14 protein-coding genes and 1 pseudogene are annotated in these 21028 nt (G+C 41.3%); 4 read left to right on the top strand and 11 right to left on the bottom strand.

What is annotated here, in order from left to right; all coding sequences use genetic code 11:
* Nucleotides 1-849 carry a sulfurtransferase gene (locus tag HGR01_RS32855; RefSeq protein WP_045868089.1) on the bottom strand — a complete coding sequence of 283 codons (849 nt, stop codon included), beginning with the start codon at nucleotides 847-849 and terminating at the stop codon, nucleotides 1-3.
* A 96-nt stretch (nucleotides 850-945) separates the two neighbouring features.
* On the opposite strand from HGR01_RS32855, the gene HGR01_RS32850 reads away from it, so the two are divergent.
* Nucleotides 946-1656 (top strand): helix-turn-helix transcriptional regulator, encoded by a 711-nt coding sequence (locus HGR01_RS32850; RefSeq protein WP_045868090.1) that lies wholly within the window; start codon nucleotides 946-948, stop codon nucleotides 1654-1656.
* Between the two features lie 133 nt (nucleotides 1657-1789).
* Here HGR01_RS32850 and HGR01_RS32845 read toward each other — a convergent pair whose 3' ends face one another.
* The 6 genes and pseudogenes from HGR01_RS32845 to HGR01_RS32820 form a co-directional block, all read right to left on the bottom strand.
* The gene (locus HGR01_RS32845) at nucleotides 1790-2524 is read right to left on the bottom strand and encodes a hypothetical protein (protein WP_045868091.1); all 735 of its coding nucleotides are present in this window, start codon (nucleotides 2522-2524) and stop codon (nucleotides 1790-1792) included.
* Complete coding sequence (locus tag HGR01_RS32840; protein ID WP_045868092.1) at nucleotides 2496-3434, bottom strand: Dam family site-specific DNA-(adenine-N6)-methyltransferase; 939 nt, start codon at nucleotides 3432-3434, stop codon at nucleotides 2496-2498. The genes HGR01_RS32845 and HGR01_RS32840 overlap by 29 nt, the downstream gene beginning before the upstream one ends.
* Nucleotides 3435-3519: 85 nt before the next feature.
* A pseudogene (locus HGR01_RS32835) lies at nucleotides 3520-4787 on the bottom strand (MFS transporter).
* The gene (locus HGR01_RS32830; RefSeq protein ID WP_045868093.1) at nucleotides 4750-5214 is read right to left on the bottom strand and encodes a MarR family winged helix-turn-helix transcriptional regulator; all 465 of its coding nucleotides are present in this window, start codon (nucleotides 5212-5214) and stop codon (nucleotides 4750-4752) included. Before HGR01_RS32830 ends, HGR01_RS32835 begins: the two are co-directional and overlap by 38 nt.
* Nucleotides 5215-5227: 13 nt before the next feature.
* Entirely contained in the window at nucleotides 5228-6082 is an 855-nt protein-coding gene (locus HGR01_RS32825) for an ABC transporter permease (protein ID WP_235623006.1), read from the bottom strand.
* Nucleotides 6039-6893 (bottom strand): ATP-binding cassette domain-containing protein, encoded by an 855-nt coding sequence (locus HGR01_RS32820; protein WP_045868095.1) that lies wholly within the window; start codon nucleotides 6891-6893, stop codon nucleotides 6039-6041. The genes HGR01_RS32825 and HGR01_RS32820 overlap by 44 nt, the downstream gene beginning before the upstream one ends.
* A 273-nt stretch (nucleotides 6894-7166) precedes the next feature.
* Here HGR01_RS32820 and HGR01_RS32815 point away from each other — a divergent pair, with 273 nt between their 5' ends.
* Together HGR01_RS32815 and HGR01_RS32810 are read left to right on the top strand one after the other, a co-directional pair.
* Complete coding sequence (locus HGR01_RS32815) at nucleotides 7167-7778, top strand: class I SAM-dependent methyltransferase (protein WP_081583889.1); 612 nt, start codon at nucleotides 7167-7169, stop codon at nucleotides 7776-7778.
* 624 nt (nucleotides 7779-8402) lie between these two features.
* Nucleotides 8403-10565, top strand: coding sequence for a PhoX family protein (locus HGR01_RS32810; RefSeq protein WP_045868096.1), 2163 nt, complete (start codon nucleotides 8403-8405; stop codon nucleotides 10563-10565).
* 323 nt (nucleotides 10566-10888) lie between these two features.
* Here the strand turns inward: HGR01_RS32810 and HGR01_RS32805 are convergent, their stop codons facing one another.
* The 4 genes from HGR01_RS32805 to HGR01_RS32790 all read right to left on the bottom strand — a co-directional run bounded on the left by HGR01_RS32805 (nucleotide 10889) and on the right by HGR01_RS32790 (nucleotide 16679).
* Nucleotides 10889-11683 (bottom strand): PEP-CTERM sorting domain-containing protein, encoded by a 795-nt coding sequence (locus HGR01_RS32805; protein ID WP_045868097.1) that lies wholly within the window; start codon nucleotides 11681-11683, stop codon nucleotides 10889-10891.
* Nucleotides 11684-12567: 884 nt separating this feature from the next.
* The gene (locus HGR01_RS32800; protein ID WP_045868098.1) at nucleotides 12568-14304 is read right to left on the bottom strand and encodes an NFACT family protein; all 1737 of its coding nucleotides are present in this window, start codon (nucleotides 14302-14304) and stop codon (nucleotides 12568-12570) included.
* Between the two features lie 162 nt (nucleotides 14305-14466).
* Complete coding sequence (locus tag HGR01_RS32795; RefSeq protein ID WP_071989341.1) at nucleotides 14467-15804, bottom strand: glycosyltransferase family 4 protein; 1338 nt, start codon at nucleotides 15802-15804, stop codon at nucleotides 14467-14469.
* Between the two features lie 746 nt (nucleotides 15805-16550).
* Nucleotides 16551-16679 (bottom strand): hypothetical protein, encoded by a 129-nt coding sequence (locus HGR01_RS32790; RefSeq protein ID WP_255325144.1) that lies wholly within the window; start codon nucleotides 16677-16679, stop codon nucleotides 16551-16553.
* A 9-nt stretch (nucleotides 16680-16688) separates the two neighbouring features.
* Between HGR01_RS32790 and HGR01_RS32785 the strand changes: the two genes are divergently transcribed.
* Nucleotides 16689-20909, top strand: coding sequence for a PAS domain-containing protein (locus HGR01_RS32785; protein ID WP_045868099.1), 4221 nt, complete (start codon nucleotides 16689-16691; stop codon nucleotides 20907-20909).
* The last annotated feature ends 119 nt before the right edge of the window (nucleotides 20910-21028 follow it).

The following is a 21028-nucleotide window of genomic DNA, read 5'->3' as shown; positions in this document are numbered from 1 at the left end:
TCATACAATGATTGATGATTGCTCAATCAGTGCATCAGGTAAGCGTCCCCATTCATTCCACGAACCATCATAATTTCTGACTTTGGGATAACCCAACAAATATTTCAAAACAAACCAAGTATATGCCGATCGCCCACCAATGGCACAGTAAGGAAATACTTCCTTATCAGGCGTAATCCCTTTACTACTGTAGATCTGATGCAACTGTTCGGCTGACTTGAATGTTCCATCTGCATTCAAAGTCAAGGTATGTTCAATATGGACTGCACCCGGAATATGTCCGGCGCGTTCTGTTCCTTGTGGCGGCTGCATCATGAATAGTTCGCCATTGTACTCTTGAGGAGTACGCACATCTAATAATACACGCTCTGTTTGCTGCAAAGAGGCTTGAACTTCCGCCAGCAAAACCCGCAAGTTAGCATCGGGTGCTTTGGCTTGGTAGTGTGTGGGTGTAAAAGTAGACAACTCTGTTGCTAGTGGCCGACCTTCTGCGACCCATTTCTGATAACCGCCATTGAGAATATATACGCGGTTATGCCCAAAGAGTTGCAACAGCCAGAAAATCCAACCTCCGGTTCCAGGATAGCTACCATAGGCGACGACTGTTGTGTCAGGGGAAATACCCGATCGCGAAAGCAGCTTTTCTATAGATGTGGGATCTAAATTGATCCGCAAATCGGGAGTTAAGATATCCGTGAAGATATTCCAAAAGACTGCACCAGGGATGTGAGCATTTTTGTATGGTTCTGGACTCATATCCACCTCAACCACCCGCACACTAGAATCGTTGAGACGATCCATCAGCCATTGCGTATCGATCAGAACTTCAGGATGAGCATACTGAGACATCGGCGGTTCTCCTGTGATTTACACTAAAACTAAGATTAGGAGAAGAGACTTAGCTCGCCCAGTCCTCGATCGTGTACAGTTTTCGACACAATAATTATGAGAAATTCCTTGCAGATGCTCTTTGAAGCCATCAACCAGGCCCAGAATGAACAGGAATTGCGATCGCAAGTTGTGCCGAAACTCGGTGAGTATTTTACGACTAAAAAATGTGGCGTTTTTTTCTTTGATCAACTACGCCTTTTAGATCGCAAACTGCAGAAAATACTAGAAATTGCACTATCAATCGAACATAATCCAGTTGCACGTTACTTGGTGGAACGTCATACTCCAGTTCATGAAGCCTTAGTAACATCACCCCATGTCTGGAGAATGATTTGTCCCCGAAGCGATCATTGGCACGTCATGGCAGGGCCGATTGTCAGTGAGGGAAAATTAGTAGGTGCAATTGGCTTTACCCGCGAACAGAAAATGGCTGCATTTGATGCCCAAAATTTAGCCGATTTAAGTGCGCTGTGCCTGCACCTCTCGATTTGGAATGCGACAATGCGATCGCAATCTCATAATTTCAAGTGCGATCGCCTAACACCTCGGGAATTGCAAATTGCTGAATTAGTGGCTTTAGGTTACACCAACGCCGAAATTGGTCAGCAACTTTGGATTACTGAAAATTCTGTGAAACAAGCACTGAAGAGAATGTTTCGTAAGCTTGAGGTTTCCTCTCGCGCTGAGATGGTTGCTCAACTTGCGGCAGTTGCACAGCATTCTTCACCAATAACAAATAAAATACAGCAGATTGCAGGTACATGAGGCAATACTTATCGGTTAAGGGAAAAAAGGGGAATGGGAAAAGGGAAAGAAAAAACCTTTAACCCTTAACCTTTCACCTTTCCCCCTTAACTAATTTTGAGTTCAAAACGCTTAACCGAGTAGTAGTGCTATGTTAGCCCTCATCATGCCAACCAATTTCTCTTTCTATAATTTCCTTGATGAATTCGGGAATACCTTTATTCTGTGCAATAGCCTGTTGTTGTAATCTTTCATATATACCAATATCTTCTCCCTGCCACATTAAATCTATTCTTCTGATTTGTCGCATAGCAATATGTGTATAGTTTTCTGGATAAGCCCAGTAACAGGATAAACAGATAGACTTATCCTTGAGATGATTCCAGTTTTGGCAATGCTCACAAGACCAAGATTTTGCTCGGTTGGCAGAGCCACAAAGCAGCATAAAGTTATCAGCTAAAAGTTCAGGTTCCCCATCAACTTCAAAAGGAATACGGTGATCTATCTGCAATTCACGTTCATCTAATTCCTCCAAATAAATGAAGCATTTACAGCCATATCTTTTAATTAACTCATGCTTCAATTGTTTTGATAAACCAGTTCTACCAGAGAATTTAGAAAATCTAGCCTTACTAATATCACCAAATCTATAAGCAGCTATCCTTCTACTATCGCTACCTGTAACACGGAAAGTTTCTAAAGGAATTCCATGTTCTCTAACATCTCTGGCTGCTCTGGGAGGATGATTATAGCCATATGTGTTCTTGAGTTCTTCTGTCGTTACGAAACCATGTTGCAAAATGTGATCGATAACAGCTTTTGGTCTTTTGGCAGTAACGGACTGACAAAGTTTGATGAAATCATCGGGGAGTTGCTGAGAACTGTCCATGCTTCTCCAACAGAATAAGCTGTTTTTGTGATTGGCTAATATAGCGCTCTATCTCTGAAGTTTGATGACGAAGTAAAGATGGTGATAAGTACAAAAACTCTATTGTTACTTCATCTTTACCCAAGAGTGTTGCTTGGGATGAGCGCCCAACTTCGATTTCTATTTTTTTCAGCCCTAATGCTTCTGGTAAGGACTGGCCGAAAGTTTTATTTCCTCTTTTGCCATCATAACTAACTGCAAACGCAACTTCCTTGCGATTTAAATCCTCAAGAGCTAGAACAAAATCATCAAAATTTATTCCCGAAAAATATCTTTTATCTCTATTACCACATACACCTTGATAAGGCGGATCTAGATATAAAAAATCGCTTGGTCTAACTGTAGATAAAACTTCTCTATAATCTAAGCAGGTGAACTTACACTTATTTTTCAACAGATGAGAAATCCCTTCTATATTTTTTCTCATTTTGTTAGGCTGAGTTCCCTTGCGCCTTTTATCAGGGCTTTGATTGAAAAGACCTTCAGAGTTATATCTAACAGAGCCTTTAACACATCTAGCCAATAAATAGAGAAAAATTTCAGGGTCATTATTTCTATTAAACTGATCTCTAGCTTGATAGTAATGTTTTAAGGAATTACTATGCTGCTCATTCCAGATATTTGCATAAGCGTTTGCTATTATTTCAGGTTGCTCTACGATTAATTCTAATAAATCAATTAATGGCTTGTTTAAATCATTGAGCCAAAAATTTTGGGATATTTTTTGAGCAGATGCAGCAATACTAATTGCAGCAGTTCCCGCAAATGGTTCTACCAATCTCTCCACATTTATAGGGAGAAATTTGAGAATATCTGAAGCTAGGTTTCTTTTACTGCCTTGGTATTGAACCAAATGCGGAAGACTTGCCATCTTAGCCAAGAACAAATGATCTAATTCAGCTTATCATAGGTGTTAAGACAGCTAATAGATGAGAGTCCCTCAACTGAATTCCTTTTTACTCATACTCATGCAACGCCCCTAGCTTTCGCATCTCTGGCCAAATCATCGCGGTTGCAACCACCACCAGAATTGTGCCAATTCCACCGCCAACTACGGAAACTATGGGGCCGAACAAAGCCGCCGCTAAACCTGACTCAAAGCCCCCTAATTCATTAGAAGCACTAATAAACACGCTGTTAATTGCTGCAACTCGACCGCGTAAATGGTTGGGTGTGCGAATTTGAACTAAGGTATGGCGAATCACAACGCTGATACTATCTAATGCGCCACTGAGCGCCAGCATCAGCAACGACAGCCAAAACCAGCGCGACAAGCCAAATATAATTGTGACTACACCAAAACCTACCACAGACCAGAGTAAGGCTGGCCCAGCTTTACGCATAGGTGGCAGATGGGCTAAAGTTACCGCCATAATCAGCGCACCTATGGAAGGAGCAGCTTGCAAATACCCCAACTCTACAGGGCCAACGTGCAAAATATCCTTAGCAAAGATGGGTAATAAGGCTACTGCACCCCCTAGTAAGACTGCAAACCTAGGGTAATTGCTGCTAAGATTATCTGATTTTTCCAGACAAACTCAGCACCCCCAGCTAAGGCTTTGAGTGAGATTGGTTCTTTAGAAAGAGTGGTGTTTTGCTGTTTAATTGGCAATGTTAAGGCGAAACATAAAAATGCTGCCACAGCCGCTAATATATATACGCTTGTAGCATTTCCGAAAGCTGCGATCGCAAATCCTCCCAAAGCTGGGCCGATGACTGTTGCTAGCTGAAAGCTGGTACTATTCCAAGTAGCGGCATTGGTAAAGGCGCTTGTTGGTATTAATTGCCACATCATGGCATCGCTGGCAGGCTTTAAGAACGCTCTAGCTACACCTGAGAAGACTAAGCAGGTATAAAAAAGACTAATTGTACCTTGAGTATAGGAAACTACTGCCAAAGCTAATGAGGAAAGAGCTAGTAGCAGAATAGATAGTAGGGTTGTAAGTTTGCGATCGCGTCTATCTGCTACATGTCCAGCAATTAATGTCAAGGCGATCATTGGTAGCACTTGCGCCAGTCCTACCCCACCTAATACCATCGCTGAGTTGGTGCGTTCATAGAGTTCCCAACCGATAGCTACTGTTTGCATTTGTGAGCCGGTAAACAGTACTACTCGCCCAATAGTAAATAATCGATAATCGCGAAACCTTAAAGCTGCAAAGGAGTCGTGTTGTTTTCCCTCTAGATTAAGGAGCTTTTTTAACTTCTGTTTGCTCAAAGACATTTTTTAGTAGAGTCAACCCTGCTTCAATTTGTGATATTTGTTCTGGTGTCAGACCATCAAGAATATCGGCAATATGAGCGCGAGTAGTTGCTTGGGATTGCAGCAACAGAAATTTTCCTGATTCTGTTAAATTCAAAACTATTCGCCGCCGTTCTTGAGGATGATCTGTACGCTGTACTAAATCGCGTTGTACTAAGCGTTCAATTGTTGTTGATGCTGTAGCGCAGGTAACTCCTAAATGCTCTGCTACCTCAGATAATGATGCACCAGGATTGCGATTGAGAAAAGCTAGCGATCGCAACTGAGGTATGGATAGAGATTCAGCATTGTGACTACGCATATCTGCTCGGATAAACCGCATCAGCAAGGGAACTGTTTCCATTACTCTCGCAGCACATTCTTCCGTGGGTTTTCCGAGCTTGGGCATCTTTTTCTCCTAATTACATAGCCACCCGTGGGTACAATCGTCCACAGATGATAGTCAAGCCTATTAATGTTAGCAAGAGAATTGTACAGTCCAGACCAAACCCATAGATACTGGAGCCATGAGCGATCATTGCACCGCGTAAGGCGTCAACTTCATAAGTTAAGGGATTGATACTAGAAATTAGATGCAACCAACCTGGCATGAGTGATAAGGGATAGATGGCATTACTCGCAAAAAATAAGGGCATGGTAATTAATTGCCCTATACCTGTAAACCTTTCTCTACTTCTTACCAAACAGCCAATAATTAATGAAAAAACACAAAAACAGGCTGCACCTAACAGCACAATTATCACGACTTCGAGAATAGCCCAAGGATGCAAATTGAGCTTGACACCTAACAGCAGGGCTAATCCATAGATAATTACTATTTGTGATAAGCTCCTGATTCCACAGGCTACAGCTTTACCCAACACCATTGCAGCGCGGGGTACAGGACTAGCGAGAAATTTATGTACAATTCCTAAATCTCGCTCCCAAATCAGCGTCATCCCACCAGTGAAAATGGCTACAAAAAGTACGCTTTGAGCGAGAATCCCCGGAGCCATAAATTCTAAATAAGATAAGTCTCCTGTAGGGATAGCGCGAGTGCGGGTGAAAACTTGCCCAAAAACTAACAGCCACAATGCAGGTTGTACGCCCCGAATTAATAAATCATAGGGATCGTGGCGCAGTTTACGTATTTCTAGTTCAGCGATGACAAGAGTTTTGCTAAATAATTCTGCGATCGCAGAAATAAAATTACCTCTATTTCGAGGCTGAGGATCAACCCAACCGTTGAGCATTACGTCTGGTTCTTGCTGTGTCACGATAACTAACTCCTGATGCTAATTCGGCCCCTGTATAGTGAATAAACACATCATCCAAAGTGGCGTTTGGTGTATCTAAAGCAGCTTTTAAATCTGTGGGTGAGCCAGTTGTAATCACCTTACCCCGATTCATAATCGCTACTCGATTACACAAGCTGTCCGCTTCTTCCAAAAAGTGAGTAGTTAAAAAGATAGTTGTGCCGTAATTTGTATGGAGTTCCTTAACCAAATTCCAGACTTGGTTGCGCGCCACCGGATCGAGTCCCACAGTTGGCTCATCGAGGAACATAATTTGCGGCCGATGCAAGATGGATTGGGCAATTTCCAGTTTGCGAATCATCCCCCCAGAATAATTTCTCACTAAGCGATGGGCGACTTCCTCTAAACCCATGAATTCCAGCACATCACGGATGCGCTGTTGGCGACGCTGAGATGGAATGTCATACAGCTTGGCAAAGATTAAGAGATTTTCATAGCCTGTAAGACTCCCATCAGCAGAAAGCGCTTGTGGTACATAACCAATAGCTTTTCTTACAGCCTGAGATTGATGAGTGACATCATAACCAGCTATGGTTCCTCTACCAGCACTGGGCGGTAGTAGCGTTGTCAACATCTTAATTACTGTGCTTTTCCCTGCTCCATTGGGGCCAAGCAAGCCGAATACTTCACCTGCTGCTACAGATAAATTCAAGCCATCAACAGCAGTAAAGCTGTCAAAACGGCGTGTGAGTTCGTGAGTTTGCAATATGACCGATTGTGGAAAGTTAGTAGCAGTTTCCATTCGGTCTGCTCTTCCTGTCAGTTTTGTCACAAGTCAGATGCACTTCCTTGAGAATTAATTTAGACAACCTAACTATTAGCTTCTCATATATTTACTGGAAGTCAAGAGTCTGGTTGTAGAAAAAGTTATCAATAATTGACTAGGTAAGTCTTTGAAGAAACACGGGGGAAAGGGTAAAGGAATTGAATTACCGATGTTTCGTTATGATCGGCAAGAGAGTTTTTAAACGCAAAGTATTGCAACGGTAGCGCGGAGTGGCGCGGAGGAGTTTTGAAGTTAATTTAGTTGGCAGTAATATTAGCTATGGAAGAGTATTACAAAGAAGACCTCGCATTTATTCATGATGTCGGTTTTAATGATTATGCTCTCAAGTCTGCTCCTGGGATATTGGAAATTCTGGCACAACACAATATCCGAGAAGGGCTGCTCGTAGACTTAGGTTGTGGTAGCGGTTTATCGACGCAAGAGTTTACCAAAGCTGGGTATGATGTTTTGGGAATTGATATTTCTAAGTCGATGATTGCACTCGCACGCGCCAGAGTCCCAAATGCTGAGTTTAGGATTGGTTCATTGTTTGAGGCTGAGATTCCGCCTTGCAATGCTGTGACATCAATAGGTGAATGCCTTAACTACCAGTTTGACGCAAAAAGCGATCGCCAAACCCTCTCTCATCTTTTCTATCGCATATATCACGCCTTAAATCCTGGGGGTGTCTTCATTTTCGACATTGCAGAACCAGGACAAATTACCCAAGGAATCACTAAGGGATTTAGTGAAGGTGAAGATTGGATAGTACTGGTTGAGAAGCAAGAAAATCAACAGCAAAACATTTTAACCCGCCGGATTATCACCTTTCGCACAGTGGGAGAACACTACAGACGTGATGACGAAATCCACTATAGCAATCTTAAATGATTTGTGAAATCTTACATATAGGTTTGTTGACTGTTAACCGTTGACCGTTCACGTAGGATGCGTTAGCGATCGCGTAACGCATCAGTGCTGAGATTTTTCAGAAATAAAATAGGATTTCTATATATCTTATAAGTGACCTCTTATTTATTTAGATATCTTAGTTTTTACTGTTGAAATCATCAAGATAATTTCAAGAATCAATCAAAATAATTCTTCCTAGAAAGAATGAAATATTACTTGAACACCAAGGGCATCAATTTGGATTATTCCTTGTTTTGTGTTATCGAAGATTCGTTACTCGGGGTTAGGTTCGTTATTTGTATGGAATCTTTGTGATAAATTTCTGAGATTCTAATTCAGACCTTAAATTAAACATTTAATAATCTTTTCTTAATCATTGTTACATAAAAGTAATAGAAATGTCATATTTCTCGCTATGACAGATACAAAAAAGTCTCAAAACAATTCTTATTGATTGGTAAATATTTATGTTAAATACAAAAATAAATAGGTAATTCTGCATTTTTTGCAACTACAGAATAATTTCAATTTATTCAATGCATCGTGTCATTAAAAGATGAATTGAATAGTAGATTTGTTGACTTTAAATGGAGAATTTCAAGAATGAAAGGTTCATTGCATCCTAAAAATAATATTACTCTCAACCCATCTAGTAACGAGTCAATTTATGACGTAATCAATCGCGTCAGTATGAAGCGTCGGCGCTTTATTATGACGGCGGTAGGTGCGTCAGCGCTAACTGTTCTAGGAGATGTCTCTGTAAGTGGTTTGCTCCAAACTGTTGAAGCTACACCAGCACCCAAAAGTAAAGGTTTTGGTGGTATTGGCTTTAAGAGTGTACCGCCAAATCTACTCAATAAAACTACAGGACTTCTAGAAAAGGATCTTGTGAGTGTTCCTCAAGGTTATACAGCCAAAGTACTGGTTGCTTGGGGAGATCCGGTTGTCTCTGGTGGCCCTACTTGGTTGGTAAATGCTTCCCAAGATGCAAGCGCACAGGAAAAGCAATTTGGGATGCACGCCGATGGTATGCATTACTTCCCTTTTTCACCAGGAAATTCTTTTGGTAGAAGAGTAAGTTCACAAATTGAATTCTTTAAGAGCTTTTTCAACAAGTCAACAAATAATGGTTTGTTGTGCGTCAACCATGAGTATACTCAAGAATCTCTTTTGCATACTGATGGTCTAGATCAAGTCACCATTGCCAAGGTGCGAAAGTCTCAGGCTGCTCATGGTGTGTCTGTTGTGGAAATTTTCAACAAGGGCAATAACTGGAAATATAATCCCAATTCCCACTATGGTCGCCGCATTACTGCTAACACCGAGATGCAAATTTCTGGGCCTGCGGCTGGTGATGCTCTATTGAAGTCTAAGAAGTTTGAGATCACACCAAATGGCTCTATTGACACAGGTAGGCTCAACGATGGCTACACCGCATACGGTACAATCAACAACTGCTCTAACGGCTATACACCTTGGGGTACATACCTAACTTGTGAAGAGAACTGGAATGGCTACTTTGGCAATCTTGGTGAGACTCTAGTTTCAACTCCAGGTATAGTAGACTCCGAGATTCTCGCAGGACAAAATCGCTACGGTCTGTCACGTACAGGAGCCGGCTATCGTTGGTACGAGGTCGATCCACGCTTCAACAGTCGTACAAACCCACTCGAACCTCACTTATTCGGTTGGGTAGTCGAGATTGACCCTTTCGATCCCTATAGCAAACCAGTTAAACGTACAGCTCTTGGTAGATTCAAACACGAGAGCGCTCAGGTTGTTGTCGATGACAATAACCGTGTTGCTTTCTATATGGGTGATGACGAACGCAACGAGTATATCTACAAGTTCGTGTGCGCTCGGCGCTTCAATTCTAGACAACGTAGTGCTAACCGCAATTTACTTGACGATGGCGTTTTATACGTTGCCAAGTTTAATGATAACGGTACTGGTGAGTGGATTCCGTTGGTTTATGGTCAACGTGGTCTCACACCTGAAAATGGTTTCAGAAGTCAAGCTGAAGTACTGATCAAAACACGTCAGGCGGCGGATCGAGTTGGTGCAACGATGATGGATAGGCCAGAGTGGACAGCAGTACGTCCTCAGATTCGTGGTTTTAAAGATATTGAAGTCTATTGCACGCTAACTAACAATAGCCTTCGTGGTACAACTCCACCCTCCGTAAATAATCAAGATGGCTCGACAGGAGCAGCCACTGCGCGTCCTCCTGTTGATGCCTCTAACCCACGTCCTGACAACCGTTACGGTCACATCATCCGTTGGCGTGAAGATGGGCGCAGTGTGACCGCTACAACCTTCAAATGGGATATTTTTGTTCTGGCTGGTGACAAAACTAGAGCAGAATCAAACCTGCAAGGTAATATCAATGGTGATGATTTCAGTTCACCAGATGGCCTGTGGTTCGATGACTTCGGTCGTCTCTGGATTCAGACTGACCATGCAGGAAATGGTAGCGGTGACTTGGCAAATATTGGTAGTAATAATATGTTGTGTGCTGACCCCAACACCAAAGAAGTTAGACGCTTCTTGACTAGTCCTATGAATTGTGAGGTAACAGGCGTAACTACAACCCCAGATGGTAAAGCCCTGTTCATCAATATTCAGCATCCAGGTGAAGGCGCACCTGCTTCAAATCCCACCCAAACTAGCAACTGGCCTCACAGTCAAGGTTATGGCCCATCTGGTCGTCCACGTTCTTCAACTGTCGTGATTACCCGCGATGATGGTGGCATTATCGGTGAATAACAAAAATCAACCAAATTCCTCATCGTAGCTGTAGAAATAGATAGTTACAAGAGGAGCGTTACGCGATCGCATAACGCTCCTCTATGTGCATAATACTCAAATAATGTCTGCGACACATCAATAACACGGGGATGTGAGGACACCCAGATAAAGTAAAAAATCCAGCATTTCTGCCGGATTGGAGCGTTTATCTACACCGTTGTTTGTCTTCTACCCGAGCGAATCGTCTCACCAAACGTCTTTTTTTACTGATTGCACTCAATGCAGGAAAATAATATCTCGATATTAATTTGAAGCCTTGAGAACTATTTGTACAAAGGCTTTTAAGCTATCTTTGATTTGCGTTTAACTAAAGATCCAGCACTTAAAGCACCAAAAGCAAGCAAGCCTAACATGGAACTAGGTTCGGGAACAGACTGAGAAGGTAATCCAGCTAACTGTCCAATAGAACCCTTAGTGCGGAATATTGTGTAATTAGTATTTGCAGAGGTTCCTCGTTGTTGCTTATCGGCAGTAGTCACATTCAGAAAATCTGCATTTTGGGAAATTCCTGCAATTGTACCCCAAGGTGTAGTGCCATTAGCGCCTCGTCTTTCCGCACTACGCCAATTTCCTCCTTGAATTTCTCCGACTAAGTCTGTTACCAGAGGAACATTTCCTTCAAAAGTATCACCTGTTCCTAAGAAACCCTGATCTTGTTGAGTCACGGAATTTCTGAGGGTGTATGGGTTAGCTCCTTTGCTGATCATGTATTCCCAATCAGTTGCTTTACTCAATAGAGTCTGACCCGTAGAAAATTCAAATTGACCAATCCAAGATTCGTCAACACTTTGATCGTCCCAAACAACTAAATATAAATAATCAGATGCATTGACATTAGTATTCCAAGTTTCTGCATTAGACCAGTTATACGCTCCTGAACTCCCCTGGCTTCCCAGCTCGTTACGACCTACAAAACTTAAAGAGTTGCCACTTGCATTTCCATAGAACAATCCATAGTGATTGTCTGCGGTAATAGTTGTTTTCATATCAACCGCAGAAGCTTGTCCTGCACCAGCAATTGCTAAACCAAAAGTCAGGACTGTTCCTGTTAAAAAGCTTTTTAAGAGTTTCGACATGGTTTTTTAGTGCTTTTGTTACCAATACCTTGGCATACAAAATAGTTAATTGTCTAGATAAAAATAATGTTTTTTCTACAAATTAAAGCTTATAAAATATCTCTTATTAAAATATTGTTATAGTATTTTTTATTTTTGCTATTTAATAGTATTTACTTAAATAAATCTAATGTTTAATATTAAAATAATGCTGAATAGATAATATTTATGTGATATCTACTATATCTAAAATATGTCAGCAACAATAATCATCCAATCTTTAGTGGATTTAACTTAGATGAAAATATAAAATATGTGGAAAATACTGCAAAGTATCATGCGCTTACCCTGCTAGTACAAGTTGGCGTAAATAAACAGACTATCTGTAATTGCTAAAAGGCTTGTGGTATAAGTATTCTTTCTTTTTACTTTTTACGTTTGCCTTGTTGTACTAGCAATTTTTATAGTTTAGCTGATGGCTTGTAATGAAATAGTTTGAGGAAAAGCTTTTATACACATATAATAAATTCGAGTTTAAATTGACAAACTCCAACCGTGTTAATACGTAAATTTAGTTTATAGATATAAACTTGTTCCTATTTGGCAATTGCAGAGAAAGATAAAATAGTCAGCATTAAGGTTCTTAAGATAAATCTCAAAAAAAATGACCAGCCTCCCACAGCTGGTCTAAAAAATATTTTCCGCGTTGTCTTCTCATTAGAGTTAAAACCCTGTTGCGCGTTCCCAAAATGCAACGGGCAACGTTTCTTAACAATATTGTAGCAGTCAACACAGTTTTTTCAGAAAAATTTACCAAAAAAAGATACTGTTAAGGTTTGATGACCTCTATCTTTGAGAATAATTCGATATGTCTATCAAAAGACAGATGACTTAATAATCAAAAGTTACAAAGTTTGACCTTTTACTATTGATTGTGGTTGTCCCCACAGGATACGCTCTTGCTTGTAAATGGCAATTCCAGGTTTCGCACCTTTAGGTTTGTAGACGTACTTTGGCTGAGTGTATACTACTGGCACTTGGTCACTTTGACGAGCGCGACTATAGTAGGAAGTAAGGTTGGCAGTAAATTGCAAATCGGCTTCTTCAGGGACTGCGCCTGGTTCTAACCGCAGTAAGACATGACTACCAGGAATTTCTTGTGCGTGGAACCACAAGTCATAATCTCCAGCTACCCGAAAAGTTAATTGGTCATTCTGGCGATTGTTGCGACCAATTAATACTTCAAAGCCGCTGGGAGTACGATAACGATGAAAGTTGCTGCTACTATCTTCGTTAGTAGTACGGTTGCGGTATTCTGGGTCTTCTAGATACCGTTGTCCAATTAGCTCATCGCGGATTTCTTCGAGCGCTTGTAAATCTTCAGGTGTTTGATATTTTTCTATCTGAGCGATCGCAGCTTCTACTTGCTCTAAGTATTCTATTTCTGTGTTCACTTCTGCAAGTAGTGGTTCGACCGCAGCACGTGCGCGTTTCAGCTTTTGGTGCTGTTTATAAAGGCTTTGAGCATTTTGCACCGCATTTTTATCTGGTTGCAGAGCGATCGCTACTGGTAAGTTAGTTTCAAAATCAGGAAGGGTAATTTCTTTCATCCCTGCTTCCCAGTTATGCAAGTTAGCCATCAATAAATCGGCTTTGTGGCGATATTCATCGGCTCTATCTGATTGTTGCAAGCGTTCTGCAAAGGTGTTTGCCTTTAGCCGTAATTTTGCCAAGATATTATTTAGTTTTTGGTTCAGCTGATGGCGGAGTTGAGCAAATACTTGTTCGTTGAGTTGGTCGGTATAGTAGCGGTTGAGTAGTTCTTGTGTATCCTTTGCTGGTGTTACTCCACCCCAACCCATGACGGTGTATCCATCATCCATCCAAGCAGGGTAAAACTTTTCTACTTGTAATGCTTCTAGCCATACTTGCCATTGTTGAAACAATCTTTGCCAATCTTCCGGTGTCAGGCTATCGGTGGTTGTTTCTGGTGGTATATTTGCTGATCGCACCATTGATTCTACCAGCGATGCACTTAAACCACTATAACTTTTGAGCAACTGACGCTTAATCGCTCCTGGTACTAAACTCACTCGTTCTTGCCAGCGTTGTACAGATTCACTCACACTAGGAACTGGGCCAGTGAGTTTCGGTGGAGTTTCATAAGTTTGTCCGGTTTGGATGGGACGGACGCTAGATTGTTGCTGACTAACTTGATGGGCGGCAGTGATAATTAGATTGTTAGCATCGGTGAGGATGACATTGCTGTATTTCCCCATAATTTCCACGTAAACGTGATATAATGCGCTTTCTTGGGGACGACGAGCAAATTGGAAATCGATAACACGCTCCCAAGGTGCGATCGCTTCAATACCTACTAATGCCAAACCACCCAATTGGTGTATAAGTTGTTGACTAAAAGTAAAAGTATCTGGTACCCGTGGCGGCGGATTACCAATGCAGATGCGTGCAGCTTGGGGATGCCAAGAAATCTCTAGCCAACCCCGCTGTTTGAGGGTACGTAAGGCGATAGAAATAGTATAGCGATCGCGCTGGAAAACCTGCTCTGTTCTGGATGGTAACCAGTAAGTGCGAAGTTCGCTACAAGCAGCGGTGAGGGTAGTAAAATCAACTGGTTGCACAACAATTAGTTAGCCATTGGCGTTCATACTATCGATGCTAAGTATAGTCCTAAATGCCAAGAGTCAAGAGTCAATAGTCCAAGATATCTAATAGAATATCTCAAAACCAATTACCCTTGACCCTTGTACAGACGCGATTCATCGCGTCTCTGCTGTTGCTGTTTATCTTTGCAAAGCTGGTTCTTTACTAACTTGCGCCGCAGGTTGCGCGACAGATTTTTCCAAACTAGACACCAAAGCTGGTACTAAATCTGGAACTACAGGCTGTTCTAACAGTTGGGTGTAAAGTTCACTCAACTGAGATGCCACACCATCCCAACTAAACTTACTGATCACACGTTCCCTCGCAGCTTTCCCTAACTGTTCTCGCCATTCGGGATTCATCAGAATGCGGTCAATGGCATCTGTAAAGGCTGGTACGTCTCGAGGTGGCGCTAATATCCCAGTTTTTTCGGAAACTACAGTAAATTGCAGACCACCCACATCACTGGCGATGACTGGTGTACCGCTAGCCATAGCTTCAATCGCTACGAGTCCAAAAGGTTCGTAGTGGCTAGGAACAACGCAAACATCAGCCGCAGCGTAGTAAGTAGGTAGGACAGTTTGACAGAGGCGACCGGGTAGGGAGGTCATCTCTTTCATACCCAGCTCATCGATAATACCTTCAATGCGATCGCGTTCTATACCGTCGCTGTTACCTGGGGTGCTACCACCACCAATAATCAATTGTAGATTTTCCGAACCACGTAATTTTGAGGCTCCAACGGCACGTACTACGGTTTCTATACCTTTACGAGGGTCAAACCTGCCAACGTACAATACTACTTTTGCATCAGATGCAATTCCTAACTTAGCTCGCGCTGCTTCTCTATCTATAGAGCCAAATTGCCGAATATCTGTACCACAGGGAATGATATCAATATTGCCTTTGGTGGAAACGAGCGATCGCATATGCTGCTTTTCTTGGGGACTCGTCGCCACAATTGTTTCTGCTGTCTCTAATACTTCTTTTTCTACTGCTAAACGTTTACTAGCAATTGCTGGAATATTGTCTATGGTGTTGTACTTAACTGCTCCTAAAGAGTGGTATGTATGAACCTGCTTACTTCCTTGGATTTTCTTTAATTGCATCCCCACCCAGCTAGAAAGCCAGTAGTTGGTATGAACTAAGTGATAGGTAATACCGTTTTCTTGCTGGAATTGGCGGAACTTTTCAATAAATTCTGGTAAATAAACAAAAAGATTATCTCTTGGCACAAACTCTAAAGGCCCAGCTTGAAAGCGAATGGTGCGGCAGAAGGGACTGTGCTGCACAATTGTTTCTTGCTCCGCACTCACTTGGCGGGTAAACATATCAACCTGCCATCCTAGCCGCGCTAGTGCTTCACCTACGTTGCGGACGTAAACATTCTGACCGCCGGCTTCTTCCTTTCCTATTTCAATCGCCGGGTCTCCGTGGACTGAAATCAAAGCGATGCGTTGTTCCGTGGTAGCGTTCATAGTTTGTTGTTGTGCTGATTGTTAAAAAGTTGCAGGCAGCTCCAAGATTGCGCCTAGCACTTTTACTGAAAAGATTTGATAACTTTTGATTAAACTTGATTTTAATTTAATAGGTCAATTCTTTTTATGCATCTACTACGGGAAATATGCTTTTCGGCACCGTATTTATATTTAATCTTTTTATCTGTGCATTGGTATATTTATATCTAATCCTGGGGATAGAGGAGTTTCTAAAAAATTTTTGCTACAAGAGCATACAGTAGGATGTATATACGTTATTAAACGTTTTTGACTGCCAATACTCTACTTTCTACGCATCATTTTTAGCTATTTTGCTTCAGTTTTAATACGCATTTAAATATGTATTAAACGCTAGTTAACTATATATGAATTTTTAGTTTTAGCCTTGAAAAGTTTGATCAATCAAGAGTTTTCTTACTGTGGTGTTTTCCCTCAGAGAATATACCAAAATAAATACATTGTATTTTCTTATACTTTTAAAAAGATAAATATTTTTTTGTTACATAAGATACAGCATTTACAAAAAGTAATAATTTGTGCCTTATTACAAAGGTTCATATTGCCAAATATTAAGCACAAGAAAAAGCTTATAGAAGCTATAGGATATACTTATACTTCCAAATACTTGAGCAAAAGCCGCAGCAAATTTGTTTACGAGTGATTTAAGCGATTCAACAACTAAGCAATAGGATTCACTTGTTGATTAATCATGGGTGTAGCGGTACCTATAAAAAGCTATTAAGCAAGGCAAAAACCAGAAATTGCGAGTAAAGTGGAGAAATATCTAGCCTAATTTCTAGCTGTTGTGCGATCGCAGTTATGTGTAATAAGACATAGGTAAGATAAATTGTCATCTCAAGTTTATGCAGCCACTCTCCCAAACTCAATTCCTGCAAAAGTGTCCGCTAACGCTAGCGCCGAATACATCAGTTGAGTTTGCAGTCCAAGCCATGAACCAAGAAAACAGCAGCTATGTCTTGGTTGTAGAGCAACACCAGCTTGTAGGAATTTTTACTCAAAGAGATTTGGTAAAGGCGATCGCATCTGGTGTGAATTTGAGTGTGGCGACTTTATCAGATGTAATGACTGACAATGTCATTACTGTTAAGGAATCTGAGTTAGGCGACTTATTTAAGATATTGCGACTGCTGAAACAGCAGCAAATTTCCTACCTACCAGTTTTAGACAAAGAGGGAAAATTAGTAGGTGCGATCGCGCTTGCGAATATGCAAGCAGCATTGCTCCTAGAAATTGAGCATCGTGAACAAGTTGCACAAACTCAACCAAATTACCAAACTCAGCTTGATGTCATTCTGAGCAGCACGAGAACAATTATTAGTAGAATTCGGCTACTATCCGCGCCAGAATTCCGTTGTGAATATATCTCTCCTAGCTGTCAAAGCATTTTAGGATATTCTCCTGATGAATTCTTAGCAGATCCTCTGCTTTGGGCTTCTAGGCTATTACCAGAAGATCAGAATGTGATTTTGCATCATATTCAGGATGCGATTCAGTCTGAGAAAATACTTACCATCGAGTATCCCTTCAGTCACAAAGATGGATCAATTTGCTGGATTTGCGATACTTTTAGTTCCGAGTGGGATGAAATTACCCAATCCTGGCAGGTAATGAGTGTCAAAACAGACATCACTCAGCGCAAACAAACCGAAGAAGCCTTACGCACAAGTGAAGAACGCTTGCAGCTAGCCTTAGAAGCCTCTGGAGAAGGGGTTTGGGATTGGAACATAATTACAGGGTATCTTTATCTCAGCCCTCGTTGGTGTGAAATGCTTGGCTATGCTGCTGATGAACTAGCTGATGATATCACTACTTGGGAGCAATTGCTGCATCCAGAAGACCGTCCTTGGGTAATGGATGTACTACAATCTCACCTGATGGATAGTTCCATTCCCTACACTTTTGAATATCGAATGCGAACTAAATCGGAAGGGTGGAAATGGATTGCTAACTATGGCAAAGTCGTGAGTCGAGATAAAAACGGTCAAGCTTTACGGATGGCGGGAATTCACCGCAATGTGACCAATCGCAAACGCGCCGAACAAGCTTTACAAGAACGCGAAGCTTTTTTAAGGGCAATAGGAGATAACATTCCCCATAGTTATATTTACCAAGTAATCCGCGAAAGGGATGGTAATTATCGCTTCTACTATATTAGTGCTGGTGTGGAAGCTACAAATGGATTCCATCCCACAGCAGTTTTAGCAGATTCCAGCTTACTCTATAACAACTTGCTCCCAGAGGATCAACTTTACGTCAGCCAGAAACAAGAGGAATCTGCCCAAACAATGTCAGTCTTCGATGTTCAGGTGCGAGAATATACCCCGCAGAGAGATATTCGTTGGATACGCCTCTGCTCCACACCTCGGCATTTAGATGATGGGCGGATTTGTTGGGATGGTATTCGACTGGATATTACCGAACAGAAATTAACTGAAGAAAGACTACGCAAAAGCACGGCTCTACTTACAGAAGCTCAACAGGTAGCTCAAATTGGCAACTGGGAATATGATTTAGCTACACAAAAAATTACTTGGACGGAAGAGCTTTTCCATATCTTAAACCGAGATCCAGCACTACTAGAACCTAGCTATGATGAAAACCTGCAAATTTATCAGCCACAAGATGCAGCAAGGTTGCACAAAGCCGTTGAAACCACAATTACAACTGGTGAATCATATAAGCTCATACTAAAACGCAATCCCCGTCCTGATGGCTCTATCCGCTACATTGAAGGTACTGGACAAGCCGAGTTCAATGCTGATGGACAAGTAATTCGGCTTTATGGAACCGCCCAAGATATTACAGAGCGTTTCTTAGCACAACAAAGCTTACAGAAAAAGGAAGAATTTTTAAGCAGTATTTATAACGGTGTTGAACAATGTATTTTCGTAGTTGATGTTTTGGTAGATGGTGAAATTTCCTTTGTAGATATCAACCCTGCCTATGAACGGTTAACAGGGATTAGTGCTTTAGACATCCAAGGTAAAACATTAGATAAGTTACTACCACCAGAAGTTGCATCATTAGTGCGCCAGCATTATCAAGCCTGTGTTACCGCGAGAGAGACTGTTACCTATGAGGAATGTTTACCAATCTCCGGACAAGATACTTGGTGGATCACTAGTTTAACTCCTTTACTTGACGAAAATTCATGTGTGTATCGTATCGTTGGTAGCAGTACAAATATTAGCGATCGCAAACGGTTAGAACTAGCACTGCAAGCTTCTGAAAGCCGATTAAATAATATTCTCACTACAGCTAACGCTTCTATTGTGTGTTTTCGTGTCTTTGCCAATTACGACTGGGAATATGAGTATCAGTCTATAGGTAGTGAAGCTCTATTTGGCTATACTCCGGCAGAAATTGTATCTGACAAACAGATGTGGATGTCACAGGTATTTGCAGAAGATAGAGAACAAGTTTTATATCCGCTGTTTGAGGAAATTTTGGCGGAACGCACTAGTACTATTGAGTATCGGTTTCATCACAAAGATGGTTCTCTGCGCTGGATTTCTGCAACTTACTCCTCCCATCGAGACAAAGTGGCTAATTGTTGGATTGTCACGGGAGTAAGCATTGATATTAGCGATCGCAAACGCTTAGAACTAGCACTGCAAGCTTCTGAAAAACGATTACAAAATATTCTCTCTACAGCCAGTGCTTCTATATTTAGTTTTCGGATCTCTGCTAATCAAGAATGGGAATATGAATATCAGTCTGCTGCTAGCGAAATAATTTTTGGTTATTCTCCTGCAGAAATTCTAGCAGATAAAAAGCTGTGGATTTCACGGGTATTGCCAGAAGACAGAAAACAAGTTATGTATGCTCGGTTTCAGCGAAGTATTGCTGAAGGTACTAACTCTATAGAGTATAGATTCCGTCACAAAGATGGTGCTGTTCGCTGGATTTCCACCACTTATTCTTCTGTTCGCCAAGAAGAAACTGATACTTGGGTGGTTATTGGTGTCAGCATTGATGTTAGCAGCCTTAAACTAGCTGAAGAAGCCATGCGCCAAAGCGAAACTTTATTTCGGACTCTCAGCGATTCTGCACCTGTCGGTATTTTTAGAAGCGATACTTTGGGCACAAATATCTATACAAATCCCCGCTTTCAAGCAATTTGCGGATTAAGTTTAGAAGAATCGTTTGGTGATAGCTGGTTACAGTATATTCATCCAGAAGATTTAGCAGTATTCTGGCCCCAGTGGCAAGAGTTAGCAACTGTCAACCTAGAGTTTTGTACGGAGTTGCGTTACATTCGCCCCGATTCAACATTACGCTTTTTACGCATCACTATTGTCCCAATCATCTCTTCTCCTCATGAAATTATAGGGTACGTTGGCACAATCGAAGATATTACTGAAAGTCGCGCAATTGAGAAAATGAAAAATGAATTTATCTCAATTGTGAGCCATGAATTACGAACACCTTTAGCTTCTATTCGCGGTGCTTTAGGATTGCTGTCATCTGGAGTATTAAAAACGCAACCAGAAACGGCTCAACAAATGTTAGATATTGCTTACAGCGATACGGAACGTTTAGTACGTTTAGTAAATGATATTTTAGATTTGGAACATTTAGAATCCAACAAATTTTCTCTTGTTAAGCAGCGGTGTGATGCTGCTACACTGATACGCCAATCTGTCGAAGCTTTACAGCCTTTAGCTACAGCTAATAATGTTGTATTAGAGATGTCGCTAACCTCTATCCAGATATGCGTAGACCCCGATCGCATTATGCAAACCCTGCTTAACTTAATTGGGAATGCCATCAAATTTTCCCCAGCGAATAGTACAGTCACGCTAAGTGCCGAAGATTTGAGCGATCGCATTTTATTTAAAGTTCAAGACCAAGGTCGAGGCATACCTCATGATATGTTAGAAACTATTTTTGGACGCTTTCAACAAGTTGATGCCAGCGATTCCCGCCAAAAAGGTGGCACAGGTTTAGGATTAGCTATTTGTCGTGGTATTGTGCAACAACATGGTGGCACAATTTGGGCACAAAGTGTTTTAGGTGAAGGGAGTATTTTTTATTTTACAATTCCTAAACCAGAAGTATAACCTATACACTAGAAATTTAAAAATATTTGTAATAAATATATGTAAGATCTGTTGTCGCCCAGCGCTGCACCGATGCAAAATAAACAATTCCAGGTACTATATCTTTAGTATGAACACAC

The organism is Tolypothrix sp. PCC 7712 (assembly GCF_025860405.1).
GTDB classification, from domain to species: Bacteria; Cyanobacteriota; Cyanobacteriia; order Cyanobacteriales; family Nostocaceae; genus Aulosira; species Aulosira diplosiphon.
Note: the sequence above shows the minus strand (reverse complement) of the source record. Positions and strands in the feature narration are given on the sequence as shown.

Excerpts from the sequence above, each read along its gene's own strand:
- HGR01_RS32855 (WP_045868089.1), bottom strand. The coding sequence starts at position 849 with ATGTCTCAGTATGCTCATCCTGAAGTTCTGATCGATACGCAATGGCTG.
- HGR01_RS32850 (WP_045868090.1), top strand. The coding sequence starts at position 946 with ATGAGAAATTCCTTGCAGATGCTCTTTGAAGCCATCAACCAGGCCCAG.
- HGR01_RS32845 (WP_045868091.1), bottom strand. The coding sequence starts at position 2,524 with ATGGACAGTTCTCAGCAACTCCCCGATGATTTCATCAAACTTTGTCAG.
- HGR01_RS32840 (WP_045868092.1), bottom strand. The coding sequence starts at position 3,434 with ATGGCAAGTCTTCCGCATTTGGTTCAATACCAAGGCAGTAAAAGAAAC.
- HGR01_RS32830 (WP_045868093.1), bottom strand. The coding sequence starts at position 5,214 with ATGCCCAAGCTCGGAAAACCCACGGAAGAATGTGCTGCGAGAGTAATG.
- HGR01_RS32815 (WP_081583889.1), top strand. The coding sequence starts at position 7,167 with ATGGAAGAGTATTACAAAGAAGACCTCGCATTTATTCATGATGTCGGT.
- HGR01_RS32810 (WP_045868096.1), top strand. The coding sequence starts at position 8,403 with ATGAAAGGTTCATTGCATCCTAAAAATAATATTACTCTCAACCCATCT.
- HGR01_RS32805 (WP_045868097.1), bottom strand. The coding sequence starts at position 11,683 with ATGTCGAAACTCTTAAAAAGCTTTTTAACAGGAACAGTCCTGACTTTT.
- HGR01_RS32795 (WP_071989341.1), bottom strand. The coding sequence starts at position 15,804 with ATGAACGCTACCACGGAACAACGCATCGCTTTGATTTCAGTCCACGGA.
- HGR01_RS32790 (WP_255325144.1), bottom strand. The coding sequence starts at position 16,679 with ATGACAATTTATCTTACCTATGTCTTATTACACATAACTGCGATCGCA.
- HGR01_RS32785 (WP_045868099.1), top strand. The coding sequence starts at position 16,689 with ATGCAGCCACTCTCCCAAACTCAATTCCTGCAAAAGTGTCCGCTAACG.